The sequence below is a fragment of the Streptomyces sp. NPDC048516 genome (assembly GCF_043199875.1).
Lineage (GTDB): Bacteria > Actinomycetota > Actinomycetes > Streptomycetales > Streptomycetaceae > Streptomyces.
The window spans coordinates 50,589-64,606 of record NZ_JBICWS010000011.1 but is presented as its reverse complement, the minus strand read 5'-3'; the positions used below and the strand labels follow the sequence as shown (position 1 = coordinate 64,606).

At 72.5% G+C, this 14,018-nt stretch carries 14 protein-coding genes; 11 read left to right on the top strand and 3 right to left on the bottom strand.

The window, feature by feature from the left end; translation table 11 throughout:
- Positions 1 to 76: 76 nt before the first annotated feature.
- Positions 77 to 808 (bottom strand): FadR/GntR family transcriptional regulator, encoded by a 732-nt coding sequence (locus tag ACGFR7_RS22375; protein WP_393321934.1) that lies wholly within the window; start codon positions 806 to 808, stop codon positions 77 to 79.
- 73 nt (positions 809 to 881) lie between these two features.
- Between ACGFR7_RS22375 and ACGFR7_RS22370 the strand changes: the two genes are divergently transcribed.
- From ACGFR7_RS22370 to ACGFR7_RS22355, 4 genes are all read left to right on the top strand, one after another.
- A complete protein-coding gene (locus ACGFR7_RS22370; RefSeq protein WP_393321931.1) occupies positions 882 to 2,249 on the top strand; it encodes a glutamine synthetase family protein in 1,368 nt (455 codons plus the stop codon).
- Positions 2,250 to 2,259: 10 nt separating this feature from the next.
- Entirely contained in the window at positions 2,260 to 3,630 is a 1,371-nt protein-coding gene (locus ACGFR7_RS22365; RefSeq protein ID WP_393321928.1) for an aldehyde dehydrogenase family protein, read from the top strand.
- The gene (locus ACGFR7_RS22360) at positions 3,627 to 4,412 is read left to right on the top strand and encodes a 3-oxoacyl-ACP reductase (RefSeq protein ID WP_392377498.1); all 786 of its coding nucleotides are present in this window, start codon (positions 3,627 to 3,629) and stop codon (positions 4,410 to 4,412) included. Before ACGFR7_RS22365 ends, ACGFR7_RS22360 begins: the two co-directional genes overlap by 4 nt.
- Before the next feature lie 122 nt (positions 4,413 to 4,534).
- Positions 4,535 to 5,845: a haloacid dehalogenase-like hydrolase gene (locus tag ACGFR7_RS22355; protein ID WP_393321925.1), complete on the top strand. Its 1,311-nt coding sequence runs from the start codon at positions 4,535 to 4,537 to the stop codon at positions 5,843 to 5,845.
- 92 nt (positions 5,846 to 5,937) lie between these two features.
- On the opposite strand, the gene ACGFR7_RS22350 is transcribed toward ACGFR7_RS22355, so the two are convergent.
- Positions 5,938 to 7,191, bottom strand: a complete 1,254-nt coding sequence (locus tag ACGFR7_RS22350) for an amino acid deaminase/aldolase (protein WP_393321922.1) — start codon at positions 7,189 to 7,191, stop codon at positions 5,938 to 5,940.
- 235 nt (positions 7,192 to 7,426) lie between these two features.
- On the opposite strand from ACGFR7_RS22350, the gene ACGFR7_RS22345 reads away from it, so the two are divergent.
- The 4 genes from ACGFR7_RS22345 to ACGFR7_RS22330 all read left to right on the top strand — a co-directional run bounded on the left by ACGFR7_RS22345 (position 7,427) and on the right by ACGFR7_RS22330 (position 11,572).
- Entirely contained in the window at positions 7,427 to 8,707 is a 1,281-nt protein-coding gene (locus tag ACGFR7_RS22345; protein WP_393321920.1) for a hypothetical protein, read from the top strand.
- On the top strand, positions 8,704 to 9,876 hold the full coding sequence (gene mycP, locus ACGFR7_RS22340) for a type VII secretion-associated serine protease mycosin (protein ID WP_393321917.1): 1,173 nt from the start codon (positions 8,704 to 8,706) through the stop codon (positions 9,874 to 9,876). The genes ACGFR7_RS22345 and mycP overlap by 4 nt, the downstream gene beginning before the upstream one ends.
- A 78-nt stretch (positions 9,877 to 9,954) precedes the next feature.
- Positions 9,955 to 10,686, top strand: coding sequence for an SseB family protein (locus ACGFR7_RS22335; protein WP_393321914.1), 732 nt, complete (start codon positions 9,955 to 9,957; stop codon positions 10,684 to 10,686).
- A 115-nt stretch (positions 10,687 to 10,801) separates the two neighbouring features.
- The gene (locus tag ACGFR7_RS22330) at positions 10,802 to 11,572 is read left to right on the top strand and encodes an MIP family channel protein (protein ID WP_393321912.1); all 771 of its coding nucleotides are present in this window, start codon (positions 10,802 to 10,804) and stop codon (positions 11,570 to 11,572) included.
- Positions 11,573 to 11,674: 102 nt separating this feature from the next.
- Here ACGFR7_RS22330 and ACGFR7_RS22325 read toward each other — a convergent pair whose 3' ends face one another.
- A complete protein-coding gene (locus ACGFR7_RS22325) occupies positions 11,675 to 12,055 on the bottom strand; it encodes a DUF1844 domain-containing protein (RefSeq protein ID WP_393321909.1) in 381 nt (126 codons plus the stop codon).
- A 332-nt stretch (positions 12,056 to 12,387) separates the two neighbouring features.
- Here ACGFR7_RS22325 and infC point away from each other — a divergent pair, with 332 nt between their 5' ends.
- The 3 genes from infC to rplT all read left to right on the top strand — a co-directional run bounded on the left by infC (position 12,388) and on the right by rplT (position 13,907).
- Positions 12,388 to 13,098, top strand: a complete 711-nt coding sequence (gene infC, locus ACGFR7_RS22320) for a translation initiation factor IF-3 (protein WP_159479917.1) — start codon at positions 12,388 to 12,390, stop codon at positions 13,096 to 13,098.
- Positions 13,099 to 13,223: 125 nt separating this feature from the next.
- Complete coding sequence (gene rpmI, locus ACGFR7_RS22315) at positions 13,224 to 13,418, top strand: 50S ribosomal protein L35 (RefSeq protein WP_016576627.1); 195 nt, start codon at positions 13,224 to 13,226, stop codon at positions 13,416 to 13,418.
- A 105-nt stretch (positions 13,419 to 13,523) separates the two neighbouring features.
- Complete coding sequence (gene rplT, locus ACGFR7_RS22310; RefSeq protein ID WP_006607577.1) at positions 13,524 to 13,907, top strand: 50S ribosomal protein L20; 384 nt, start codon at positions 13,524 to 13,526, stop codon at positions 13,905 to 13,907.
- Positions 13,908 to 14,018 lie beyond the last annotated feature (111 nt).

The window sequence follows — 14,018 nt, the reverse complement described above, 5'->3', positions numbered from 1 at the left end:
GCTGGCAGGTCGCCTCGGCGCAAGACCTGTGCGTAAAAGAATGGTGAACACGCGCGCACGGTCCCCGGGCGGGCGCTCAGGGTGACGGTGCGGTCAGGAATCCCCGCAGCAGCGCCGCGGTCCCGCAGCAGTGCTCGCGCATCACCTCGCGCGCACCGTCCGCATCGCCCTCCAGCACCGCCTCCACCAGTGCGGTGTGCTGGGTCTGGGAGTGCTCCAGGTTCCTGACCAGCAGCGGAATGCAGTCCAGGAGATCGTTCACCCGCGCCCGCACCGCCGCGTACTGCGCCGCCAGCGACGCGGATCCGGACAGCTCCGCGAGGGTGAGATGCAGCAGGGTGTCGCGCCGGCGGTAGTCGGCGAGCGGTGCGTCCTGGGTCGCGGCGAGCGCTTCGCGTAGCCGGCCGCTCTGCTCGTCGGAGAGTCCGTGGGTCGCGCACAGCCCGGCCGCGCCCACCTCCAGCACCTCACGGAAGCGCAGCGTGTCCTCGACGTCGACCTTCTCGATCCGGCGCCGCAGCTCGGCCTCGCCGTGGTTCTCCGAGCGCACCCGGACGAACGTGCCGCCGTAGCGCCCGCGCCGGCTCTCCACCAGGCCCTCGTCCTGCAGCACCTTCAGCACCTCGCGCAGGGTGACCCGGCTGATCTGCAGCCGCTCGGCCAACTCGCGCTCGGCGGGCAGCCGTTCGCCCTGGGGTACCAGGCCGAGCCGGACGACCTGGAGTATCTGCTCCAGCGCCTCCTCGAAACCGTTGCCCGCCCGCACCGGTCGCAGTACGGGTGCCAGCCGGTCCGCCGCACCGTCCATCGATACCCCTTCCCAATCAATGGTTCGTGTGCCTACCTTATGACCTCCGGATGCAGTGACAGGAGGCAACACCGTGGCAGACCGCACGCCCCCACTCTCCGTCGAGGAGCTCAGGGTCCTCGTCGACGCCGGGGAGATCGACACTGTCGTCCTCGCCTTCACCGATATGCAAGGCAGGCTCCAGGGCAAGCGGTTCGCGGCCCGATACTTTCTCGACACCGTCCTCGACCACGGCACGGAGGGCTGCAACTACCTCCTCGCCGTGGACGTCGACCTCAACACCGTCGAGGGCTACGCGATGTCCTCGTGGGAGCGCGGCTACGGCGACTTCGCCATGCACGGCGACCCCGCCACCCTGCGCCGCACCCCCTGGAACGCCGGCACCGCCCTGATCACCGCCGACCTCGCCTGGCACGACCGCTCCCCGGTCGCCGCCTCGCCCCGGCAGATCCTGCGCCGCCAGCTCGACCGGCTCGCCGAGCACGGCTGGAGCGCCTACGCCGGCACCGAGCTGGAGTTCATGCTCTTCAAGGACTCCTACGAGGACGGCTGGTCCCGCGGCTACCGCGACATGAACCCCGCCAACCAGTGGAACGGCGACTACTCCGTCCTCGGCACCGGCCGGGTCGAGCCCGTACTGCGCCGGATCCGCAACGAGATGGGCGCGGCCGGCATGACCGTCGAGTCCGCCAAGGGCGAGTGCAACCTCGGCCAGCACGAGATCGTGTTCGTCTACGACGAGGCGCTCACCACCTGCGACCAGCACGCCATCTACAAGACCGGGGCCAAGGAGATCGCCGCCCAGGAGGGCATGTCGCTCACCTTCATGGCGAAGTACGACGAGCGCGAGGGCAACTCCTGTCATATCCACCTCTCGCTGCAGGACGCCGACGGCCGCCCGGTGCTGGCCGACGACGACGGCCCGTACGGCATGTCGAAGACCATGCAGCACTTCCTGGCGGGCCAGGTCGCGGCGATGCGTGACTTCACGCTCCTCTACGCGCCCAACATCAACTCCTACAAGCGGTTCCGCCCCGGCTCCTTCGCGCCCACCGCCGTCGCCTGGGGACCCGACAACCGCACCTGCGCCCTGCGGGTGGTCGGCCACGGCCGGGCGCACCGGCTGGAGAACCGCCTGCCCGGCGGCGATGTGAACCCCTACCTCGCGGTCGCCGGCATGGTCGCGGCCGGTCTCTACGGCATAGAGCACGAGCTGGAACTCCCCGAGGCGACCACCGGCAACGCCTACACCGGCGATGCCGCCCATGTCCCCACCACCCTGCGCGAGGCCGCCGAGCTGTGGGAGCACAGCCCGATCGCCCGGGCGGCGTTCGGCGACGAGGTCGTCGACCACTACCGCCACATGGCCCGCGTCGAGCAGGACGCCTACGACGCCGCCGTCACGGACTGGGAGCGCTTCCGCTCCTTCGAGCGCATGTAAGGAACCACACGTGTTGCACGAGCTGAAGATTCTCAACCCGGCGACCGAGGAGGTGGTGGCCACCGTCCCCACCACCTCTCCCGAAGAGGTCGACGCGGCGGTCCGCCGTGCCGCGGCCGCCCAGGAGTCCTGGGCGGCGGTGGCACCCGGCGACCGGGCCCGCATCCTGCGCCGCTTCGCCGACGTCGTCGACGCGCACATCGAACCGCTCGCCGCCCTCGAACTGAAGGAGGCCGGCCACCCGCTGGGCAACGCCCGGTGGGAAGCGGGCAACGTCCGCGATCTGCTGCACTACGCGGCCGGGGGAGTGGAGCGCCTGACCGGCACCCAGATCCCGGTCGCCGGCGGCCTGAACCTCACCGTCCAGGAGCCGCTGGGCGTGGTCGCCGTCATCGCCCCCTGGAACTTCCCGATGCCGATCGCCGCCTGGGGCACCGCCCCCGCGCTCGCGGCCGGCAACGCCGTTCTCCTCAAGCCCGCCGAGACCACCCCGCTCACCGCACTCCGGCTCGGCGAACTCGCCCTGGAGGCCGGGCTCCCCGAGGGCCTGTTCCAGGTGCTGCCCGGCGAGGGGCCGGTCACCGGCACCGCGCTGGTCGACCACCCCGGCGTCGCCAAGGTCGTCTTCACCGGCTCCACCACCACCGGGCGGCAGATCGCCGCCCGCTGCGCGGCGCAGACCAAGCGGCTCACCCTCGAACTCGGCGGCAAGAGCCCCAACATCGTCTTCGCCGACGCCGACCTCGAGGCCGCCGCGGCCGCCGCCCCCGGCTCCTTCCTCGACAACACCGGCCAGGACTGCTGCGCCCGCAGCCGCATCCTCGTCCAGCGCTCCGTCTACGACCGCTTCATGGAGCTGCTGGAACCGGCCGTCAAGGCGTTCACCGCCGGCGACCCGGCGGACCCCGCCACCCAGATGGGGCCGCTGATCTCCGCCGCGCAGCGCGAGCGGGTGCGCTCCTTCGTCGCCGAGGACGCCCCGGCCGCCATCCGCGGCGAGGCACCTGCCGGGAAGGGCTTCTGGTACCCGGCCACCGTCCTGGAGGGCCGGCCCGAGGACCGTACGGCCGTCGAGGAGATCTTCGGCCCGGTCGCTGTCGTCCTCCCCTTCGACGACGAGGCCCACGCCGTCCGGCTCGCCAACGCCGGCGACTACGGCCTGGCCGGCTCGCTGTGGACCCGTGACGTCGGCCGCGCCCTGCGGGTCTCGCGCGGCGTCGCGGCCGGCAACCTCTCCGTCAACTCCCACAGCGCCGTGCGCTACTGGACCCCCTTCGGCGGGTTCAAGCAGTCCGGCCTCGGCCGGGAGCTGGGCCCGGACGCCCTGTCCGCCTTCACCGAGACCAAGAACATCTTCATCAGCACCGAGGAGACCAAGTGACCGAGCAGACCGCAGTGTGCCGCCGCCTCGTCGGCCGTACCGCCGTGATCACCGGTGCCGGCAGCGGCATCGGCCTGGCCACCGCCCGCCGACTGGCCTCCGAAGGCGCCAACGTCGTCTGTGCCGACATCGACGAGACGGCGGGCAAGGCCGCCGCAGCCGAGGTCGGCGGCCTCTTCGTCCAGGTCGACGTGACCGACTCCGACCAGGTCGAGGCGCTCTACAAGACCGCCTTCGACACCTACGGCTCGGTCGACATCGCCTTCAACAACGCCGGGATCTCCCCGGACGACGACGACTCGATCCTCACCACCGGCCTGGACGCCTGGAAGCGCGTCCAGGAGGTCAACCTCACCTCGGTCTACCTCTGCTGCAAGCACGCGCTGCCCTACATGCGCGACCAGCGCCGCGGCTCCATCATCAACACCGCGTCCTTCGTGGCCGTGATGGGCGCCGCCACCTCGCAGATCAGCTACACCGCCTCCAAGGGCGGCGTGCTGTCCATGTCCCGTGAACTGGGCGTGCAGTTCGCCCGCGAGGGCATCCGGGTCAACGCCCTGTGCCCCGGACCGGTCAACACCCCGCTGCTGCAGGAGCTGTTCGCCAAGGACCCGGAGCGCGCCGCGCGCCGCCTGGTGCACGTCCCCGTCGGCCGGTTCGCCGAGCCCGAGGAGATCGCCTCCGCCGTCGCCTTCCTCGCCAGCGACGACTCCTCGTTCGTCAACGCCGCCGAATTCCTGGTCGACGGCGGTATCGCGGGCGCCTACGTCACTCCCGTCTGACGCGTACCTCCCGCCCCTCGGGAACGGGCGGGAACCGCAGGTAAAGTCCGACCTCCACACCGGGACCGGCACCACCGCGTGCCGGTCCCGGCGTGCTTCCCGCCCCTGATCACGGAGGACATATGGGTACCACAGGCTCCAAGAGGTACGCCCTCGCCCTGGGACTGGCCGGGGCCGCCACCCTCTCGGCGCTCACGGCCACCGCGCCCGCCACCGCTGCCGCTGCCGCCCCCGCCAAGGCCCCGGCACGCGCCACCTGTCCCCAGCTCTCCACGCACCTCACGTGGTACGGCCACAACCGCGCCGAGCTGCAGAAGATGATCGACGAGCGCGGGCTCTGCTCGCACCCGGACGGCCGGTTCACGCACCGCCCGGTCGCCGCCTTCGACTGGGACAACACCGTCGTCAAGAACGACATCTCCGACGCCACCCTCGCCTGGGCGCTGCGGCACGACAAGATCCTGCAGCCCAAGAGCTGGCGGGACACCAGCCCCTGGCTGACCCCGGCCGCCGGCCGCGCGCTGACCAAGGCCTGCGGCACCGGCGTCCCGGCCGGACGTCCGCTGCCCACCGCGAAGAACACCGCCTGCACCGACGAGATCATGGAGATCCGCGGCGAGGCGAAGACCATGAGCGGCGCCGAGGCCTTCGCCGGACACTGGAACCACCGCCGTACCGTCCCCGAATACGCCTGGGTGCCCCAGCTGTTCGCCGGTCTGCGGCCCGCCCAGCTCACCTCGTACGCGAAGAAGGCCCGCGCCGAGAACCTTGCCGCACCGGTCGGCACCCGGCAGACCGTCGGCACCCACAAGCTGGCCGGCTACATCCGCTACTACGACCAGCAGAAGGACCTGATCCGCACGCTGAAGGCGGCCGGCTTCGACGTCTATATCGTCTCCGCCTCCGCGGAGACCGTGGCCGAGGCCTGGTCCGGCGGCGTCGGCCTGGACGCCGCGCACACCCTCGGCGTCCGCAGCATGGTCCACCACGGCAGGTTCACCACCGGCATCCGCGGCTGCGGCGATGTCAAGGACGGCCATGGCGAGGTCATTCCCTACATCGACGGCAAGCGCTGCTGGATCAACCAGGAGATCTTCAAGATCAAGGGCGCCAAGGCCTGGCGACAGCAGGACCCGGCGCACCGCATCGCGCTCGGCGGCGGCGACGCCGACACCGACGTGACCTTCGTGAACGACGCGACCGGCGCACACCTGGCCATCAACCGCAACAAGAGCGAGCTGATGTGCCGCGGCTACGACAACGCCGACGGCCGCTGGGTGGTGAACCCGATGTTCATCGACCCGCTGCCCCGCAAGTCCGGCGCCTACCCCTGCGCCACCGAGGGCCGCAACAACCCCGACGGCAGCTTCGGGCCGCTCCGCCGCCCCGACGGGAGCGCGGTGCCCGACCAGCAGGACCGCATTCACGGCTGACGCGCACGGACCCCGTCCGGGAGCATTTCCCGGACGGGGTCCGCCGGACGGGCTCCCCGGGCGCCCTCGCCGCGGTGACCGGCACAGGCCGCCTACAGGAAGGTGTGCCCCTCTCCCCGGTACGTCGGCACCGTCCCCACCACCCGCTCCCCGTCGATCAACTGCAGCTGGTCGAACCGCTCGCACAGCTCACCGGCCTTGGCGTGCCGGAACCACACCTTGTCGCCGATCCGCAGCCCGTCGGCGGCCGGACCCAGCAGCGGCGTCTGCACCTCGCCGGGGCCCTCCTGCGGGTCGTAGCGCAGCCCGGCCGGCAGGTACGGCACCGGCAGCCGGTCGGGCCCCGCCGCCCCCGACGCCGGATAGCCGCCGCCCAGCACCGTGACCACCCCGGGACCCGGGCGGCGCACCACGGGCTGGGCGAACAGCGCCGCCGGACGCCCGCTGAACGAACGGAAGTTGTCGAACAGCCGCGGCACGTACAGCCCCGAACCGGCCGCGACCTCGGTGACCGCCGCCTCCGCCGCGGTGTGCTGGACACTGCCGGTCCCGCCGCCGTTGACGAACTCCAGGCGCGGTGCCACCGCCCGCACCGCCCGTACCGCCTCCCAGCGGCGCTGCGCCAGCTCCTTGCGCGCCGCCGCCTGCATCATCCGGATCGCCCGCGAGAACACCGGCTTACCGGCGACGTCGTCGCCCACACCGGCCACATGCCCCTCGTACGCCATCAGCCCCACCAGCCGGAAACCGGGGCGGCGCACCACCGCCCGGGCCAGCGCGGCCAGCCGGTCGGGCGTCCGCAGCGGTGAACGGCGGGCACCGACCCGCACCTTCCCGCCCATCAGCCGGTAGGAGGTGTCGAGTTCCAGGCACACCCGCACCTCCTCGCCCGCCCCGCCGGCCGGCCGGGCCGCATCGATCAGATCCAGCTGCGCCGGGTCGTCGACCATCACCGTCACCGCGGCCGCGAGCCGCGCGTCGCCGGTCAGCTCGGCGAAGCCCGCCCGGTCCGCCGACGGATAGGCCAGCAGGATGTCCGTGAAGCCCGAGCGCGCCAGCCACAGCGACTCGGCGAGCGTGAAACTCATGACCCCCGCGAAGCCGTCCCGCGCCAGCACCCGCTCCAACAGCGCCCGGCAGCGCACCGACTTGCTCGCCACCCGGATCGGCTTGCCCTTGGAGCGGCGCACCAGATCGGCGGCGTTGGCATCGAAGGCCTGCAGGTCGATGACGGCCAGCGGCGCGTCGAGAGGGGCGGTGGCCCGGTCGAACGGGGTCTCCCCGGCCGGGTGGAGAGCCTGGGGAGGGGCCTTGTCGCCATATGTATCGACTGTGTGCGGGGGCATGGCCGCAGCCTGCCAGACCTTCCCCGCTGCCAAAAGGGCGTGGGAGGTGCCCCTACCACTGGGTAGAGGGGAGTTGTGCGACAGAGCGGACATGGGTTGGAGCACCGACGGCGTCAGCGCTTACAGTGACTCGAACACCGCAACCAGCAGGTCAGCGGAGTGTTGTCCGGATACGAACCACCGTGCCCCGATTGCGGATCGGGCCCGGAGGTCAGCGGCGCGAGGGGGAGCGCGGGTGAGCACCGACGCGGAATTCGCCGATGCGCAACCCGTCCCGCCCATACCCCCGCAGCCACCCCGGCGGCCCGCCGCGGCCGCGGCACCGGGGCCGGCCGAGGACCCGCAGACGGCCGTGCTGCGCCGGGTGCCGCCCGAGCCGCCCATGCCGCCGTCCGCGCCCGCCGCCCCGGCCGCCACCGGCCCGCACCCCGTACCGCCCCGGCCTGCCGCCCCGCCCCGCGCGCAGCCACCCGCCGCCGGCGCGCCGCTGCCGCCCCGCCCGGACCGCGCCCCCGGCTCCCCGGCCCCCACCGGACCGGCCGCCCCCGGCCCCTCGCAGCCCACCGCCTTCCGCGACACCACCGCCTTCCGTGACACCGCCGCCTTCCACCTGGCCCGCAGTCAGGACCTGTGGAGCGGCCCCGGTGCACGCACCGCCGGGCGCCCGTCACCGGTGCCGTGGCCCCGTACTCCGCTCCCTCGCCAGGGAGTCGCGCACGGGACCGGTGCACCGGCCGCCCCCTTCCGCCGCCCCGGCGCGCGGGTGCTCGCCGCCGCGGCCTGCCTGATCCTCGGCATCGGGCTCATCGGCGGTGCGGCGGCGGGCAGCTGGCTCACCGAGGACACCTCCGGCGCCGCCCCCACGGCCGAGGCCGTCTTCGCCAAGGGCCGTGACGTCTGGCACGACACCCCCGTCGACACGCTCTTCCCCCGCACCGTCAAAGGCCTGGGCGCCGGCCCCGGCGGCGCCGACCGGGCCTGGACCCGGATCGCCGTCGCCCCCGACGCCGGCTGCACCGGCGCCTACGACTCCAAGCTCGCCGCCGCGCTCGCCCCGGCAGGCTGTGTCCGGCTGCTGCGCGCCACCTACGCCGATGCCACCCGCAGCGCCGTCATCACGGTCGGCGCGCAGACCACCAAGGCCGGCCCGGCCGCGATGATGGCCCTCAACACCCGCTTCAGCAGCAAGAACCTGAGCACCCGCACGGACCTGATGCCGCTGCCGTACGCGGCCAAGGGCACCGTGGCCGAGGACTTCGGGCGCGCTCAGCGGGCCAGCTGGACCGTCCGGGTGCTCACCGACATCCCGGCCGTCGTCTACGCCGTCTCCGGTTTCGCCGACGGCCGCACGTTCACCGAGCCGCAGCCCGCCGAGGCCGCGGTCCGGCCCGGCACCACCACCGCCCCGGCCGAATCCGGTCTGGGCCACGACGCGAAGGACCTGGCGGACCGTATCGAGGCGGACTTCCGCAAGGCGGCCGGCAGCCCGACACCGACAAGGCAGGCCTCGTCATGACGAAGTCCGTGCGGCGCGGCACCGCCCTCGCGCTGGCCTCGGCGGTGCTCGCCGTACTGCCCGCCGTCCCGGCCAGGGCCGACGCCGTCCGCGCCCAGGAGTGGGCCCTCGAAGCCGTCCACGCCCAGCAGGCCTGGCGCACCACCAAGGGCGCGGGCATCACCGTCGCCGTCCTGGACACCGGCGTGGATGCCAACCACCCCGACCTGGCGGGACAGGTGCTGCCCGAGCAGGACCTGGTCGGCTTCGGCGCCGGGCCGGGCGACTCCGCCTGGGCCCGGCACGGCACCGGTATGGCCAGCATCATCGCCGGTCACGGCCACGGCGCGGGCGGCCGCGACAACGGCGTGCTCGGGCTCGCCCCGGCCGCCAGGATCCTGCCGGTCCGGGTGATCCTCGAAGACAAAGACACCCAGCGCGAGCGGGCCCGCACCGAGAAGGCGGGGGCGCTCGCCGACGGCATCCGCTGGGCCGCCGACCACGGCGCCGACGTGATCAATATGTCGCTGGGCGACGACAGCGAATCCGCGCACCCCGAACCACGCGAGGACGCCGCCATCCAGTACGCCCTCGGCAAGGGCATCCCCGTCGTGGCCTCCGCGGGCAACGGCGGCGAGAAGGGCAACCACGTCTCCTACCCCGCCGCCTACCCGGGCGTCATCGCCGCCACCGCCGTCACCCATCTGGGCGGCCGGGCCCGGTTCTCCACCCGGCACTGGTACGCCACGGTCAGCGCGCCCGGCTTCGACATCGTCATGGCCGACAACGACGACGGCTACCTCTCGGGCTGGGGCACCAGCCCCGCCGCCGCCTTCGTCTCCGCGGCCGTCGCCCTGATCCGCTCGGCACATCCCGGCCTGAGCCCGGACCAGATCCGCCGGCTGCTGACCTCCACCGCCCAGGACAGCCCCGAGGGCGGCCGTGACGACGACTACGGCGCCGGCCTGATCGACCCCGCCGCCGCCCTCGACGCCGCGGCGGACCTCAAGCCCACCCCGCAGAAGCCGGCCCCCGCCGGCTACGCCACCCGCTACTTCGGCCCGGGACCCACCGCCGACGACGCCGAGGACACCCCCGCCAACTGGCTGCCCTGGGCCGCCGGCGCCGCCGGCCTGGCCTTCCTCACGGCCGCCGTCGTCCTCTGGCGCCGCCGCCCCGCGCACCACTGACCGGCGCCCGCCCCACGCGCGGGAAACCCCACCGGGCCGCACGTCAGAGGCACCACCCCCGGCCGATACGCTCACTTCGTGCAGAAGAACATCCCGGACCCCGGTTTCTCCGACGACGACGGCTCCGCCGACCCCGCGCTCGCGGCAGCCCTGGCGGCGTACGGGACGGACCGGGCCGCCGAGCCCGAGCTCCTGTCCGCGCTGGCCGGCGCGCGCGTCCTGGTGCCCGTGGTGGCGGTCCTCGGCGAGGTGGAGACCGGCCCCGGAGGTCTGCGCCGCGAAAAGACCAGCGATATGGCCGTCCCCACCCTCCAGGCCCCCGACGGGCGCCGCGCCCTGCCCGCCTTCACCTGCATGGAGTCACTACGGCGCTGGCGTGCCGACGCCCGCCCCGTCGCCGTCCCGCTGCAGCAGGCGCTGCTCGCCGCGTCCCACGAGAAGGCCGACACGGTCGTCGTCGACCTGGCGGGCCCGGTCACCTACCAGCTCACCGGTCCGGCCCTGCGTGCCCTGGCCGAAGGCCGCACGAGCGCCGACCCGCTGGCCGACCCGGCCGTCACCGACGCCCTGCGCGCCCTGCTCGACGCCGAGCCCGGCGTGCTCGTCGCCCGTCTGGCCCCGTCCGGCGAAACCGACGCCACCCTCGCCCTCGGCCTCGCCCCCGATGCCCCGGCCGCCGAGGTCGCCCAGCGGCTGGCCCGGGCGCTGGCCGCCGACGAGATCCTGCGGGCCCGGCTCGTGAAGGGCCTGGACCTGGCCCTCCTGCCGCCCGGCGCCACGACGGCCGGAGAACCGCTCTACCGGCGCTGACCACCACCGCCGGGGCCCGGGTGCGACGAGCGGGCCCCGGGCCGCCGACGGGCGCGTTCGTCTCCAGGGCCGCACAATGCGAGGAGAGCTCAAGATCCACGCGAGGAGAGCCCCCATGGAGAAATCGGAGATCTCGAAGGTACTGACCCGCACGGTCGTATCCGAGTTCCTCGGCACGCTGCTCCTGGTGTTCTTCGCCGTCGGCTCGGCCGTGCTGGCGGGCGAATACATCGGTACCTTCGGCATCGCCCTGGCCTTCGGCTTCACCATGGTGGCGCTTGCCTACGCCCTCGGCCCGATCTCGGGCTGCCACCTCAACCCCGCGGTGACGCTGGGCATGCTGCTGGCCCGCAGGCTCACCCTGCGGACGGCCGCCGAATACTGGATCGCCCAGGTGGTCGGCGCCATCGTCGGCTCGGCGCTGCTCTTCCTGGTGGCCCGGCAGGTCCCGGGGCTGCAGACCCATGGCGCCTTCGGCACGAACGGCTGGGGCGACCGCTCGGCGGTGCACCTCAACCTCGGCGGCGCGTTCGTCGCCGAGATGGTGATGACCTTCCTGCTGGTCTACGTGTGGCTGTCGGTCACCCACAAGGTGGCGGTGATCGGCTTCAACGGGATGGCGATCGGACTGGCCCTGGCCACCGTCCACCTCATCGGCATCCCCCTGGACGGCACCTCCGTGAACCCGGCGCGCTCCATCGGCCCGGCGCTGTTCGCGGGCGGCGCGGCCATCACCCAGCTGTGGCTGTTCATCATCGCGCCGCTGATCGGCGGCGCGATCGCGGCGGTGGTGCACCAGATCACCCATCCACCGCACGAGCCGGTCCTCGTCGCCGACGACGCGGTGCCGCCCGAAGCCACCACGCGGTCCGCCGAATCCGGCTGACCGGCCCGCCGCCGCACCCCGGCGCGCCACGAGCCCCGGCCCTTCCCGGGCCGGGGCTCGTCGTATGCGGACCTGGTCGTCCGCGGACCGGGGTGGCGCGGCTCAGCCGTGGACCGGCCCGGTGAACTTCTCCCCGGGGCCCTGGCCCGGCTCGTCCGGCACGACCGAGGCCTCGCGGAACGCCAGCTGCAGCGACTTCAGACCGTCCCGCAGCGGGGCCGCGTGGTACGAGCCGATCTCGGTGGCGCTGGCGGTGACCAGCCCGGCCAGCGCCTGGATGAGCTTGCGCGCCTCGTCCAGGTCCTTGTGCGCCGCGCCCTCCTCGGCGAGCCCGAGGTTGACCGCCGCCGAACTCATCAGATGCACCGCGACCGTGGTGATCACCTCGACCGCCGGCACCTCGGCGATGTCGCGGGTCATGGAGTCGAAGTCAGGGTTCGCCGCGTTCGGGACGTCGGGCTGCTGCGGTGTCTGGTCGCTCATGTCTTCGGGCTTCTTCCTGCTGAGGGGTCGGCTCCAGCCTATGGGCAGGGGGCCCGGGCCCCGCGTCCGGGAGTGTCATCCTGGACGCGGAGGACGGCCGGGCCGGCACAGGAGTGGGTGCCACCCTCTTGACTCGTGTATTCTGGTGTTCCGACCGGCCGGACACGCATGTGACCGGCCCACAAGTGGAGGCTCCGATCTCCCACCCGGCCGACCTCAGGTTGGCGGGTCAACGGTCCGGCTGCGCCCCGCGGAGACTTCGCGACGGTGCTCCAGATCTATGTGGAGCCCCGCCTGTGTCCCGTCCGGGGCATTTTTCATGTACCGCGCGGTTGGTCACACCGAAAAGACGTTACGCGGCAGTCCGCCAGGCCGTCGCGTGGTGCTACCGAGGAGGATCCATCAGCGCCGAGCCCCGCATCAACGACCGGATTCGCGTTCCCGAAGTGCGACTTGTCGGTCCCAGCGGCGAGCAGGTCGGGATTGTTCCGCTTGCCAAGGCCCTTGAGCTTGCTCAGGAGTACGACCTCGACCTGGTCGAGGTGGCGGCGAACGCTCGCCCGCCCGTCTGCAAGCTCATGGACTACGGGAAGTTCAAGTACGAGTCGGCCATGAAGGCCCGTGAGGCGCGCAAGAACCAGGCGCACACGGTCATCAAGGAGATGAAGCTCCGGCCGAAGATCGACCCGCACGACTACGACACCAAAAAGGGTCACGTCGTCCGGTTCCTCAAGCAGGGTGACAAGGTCAAGATCACGATCATGTTCCGTGGTCGCGAGCAGTCCCGCCCCGAGCTGGGCTTCCGGCTGCTGCAGCGGCTCGCGTCCGACGTGGAGGACCTCGGCTTCATCGAGTCGAATCCGAAGCAGGACGGCCGAAACATGATCATGGTGCTCGGTCCGCACAAGAAGAAGACCGAGGCGATGGCCGAGGCCCGCGAGGCGCAGGCCGCCCGCAAGGCGGAGCGCCAGGGCGGAGTCGCCGCGGAGCAGTCCGTGGACGAGCCCGCCGAGGAGCCCACCGAGGAGCACGCCCAGGCGTGATCCCCGAGGCGTGAGCCCCGGCTGCCGCCGGGGCACCTCGCCCCGGACACCAAACCGATACATCTGACGCTCCCGCTTGCCGGTTTCTGCCTGCGGGAGCGCCACTGACGAGGAGAGAACGGCGCATGCCGAAGAACAAGACGCACAGCGGTGCCAGCAAGCGCTTCAAGGTCACCGGCTCCGGCAAGGTGCTGCGTGAGCGCGCCGGCAAGCGCCACCTGCTCGAGCACAAGTCGTCCCGCGTGACGCGTCGCCTCACCGGCAACGCCGAGATGGCCCCGGGCGACGCCGCGAAGATCAAGAAGCTTCTCGGCAAGTGAGCCGCCGCGCCCCACTGAACAGGAGGGGGCGCGCGGCTCGGACCGGGACTCAATCGATTCGGGCCGTGTGACGACAACCACGGCCCCGCTACAAGGAGTTAACAAGTGGCACGCGTCAAGCGGGCAGTCAACGCCCACAAGAAGCGCCGGGCGATCCTCGAGCAGGCCAGCGGCTACCGTGGCCAGCGCTCGCGCCTGTACCGCAAGGCGAAGGAGCAGGTCACCCACTCCCTCGTCTACAACTACAACGACCGCAAGAAGCGCAAGGGCGACTTCCGTCAGCTGTGGATCCAGCGCATCAACGCCGCTGCCCGCGCCAACGGCATGACGTACAACCGCTTCATCCAGGGTCTGAAGGCCGCCAACATCGAGGTGGACCGCAAGATCCTGGCCGACCTCGCGGTGACGGACGCCAACGCGTTCGCCGCGCTCGTCGAGGTCGCCCAGAAGGCGCTTCCGAGCGACGTCAACGCCCCGAAGGCTGCCTGAACTTCAGCCTGACGACGTTGTGACGCGGACCCGCAGGCCCCGGCCTGCGGGTCCGCCGCTTTTCCGGACCGGCCCCCTCTCGTCCGCGGACCGGCCCCCACGCACCGAACC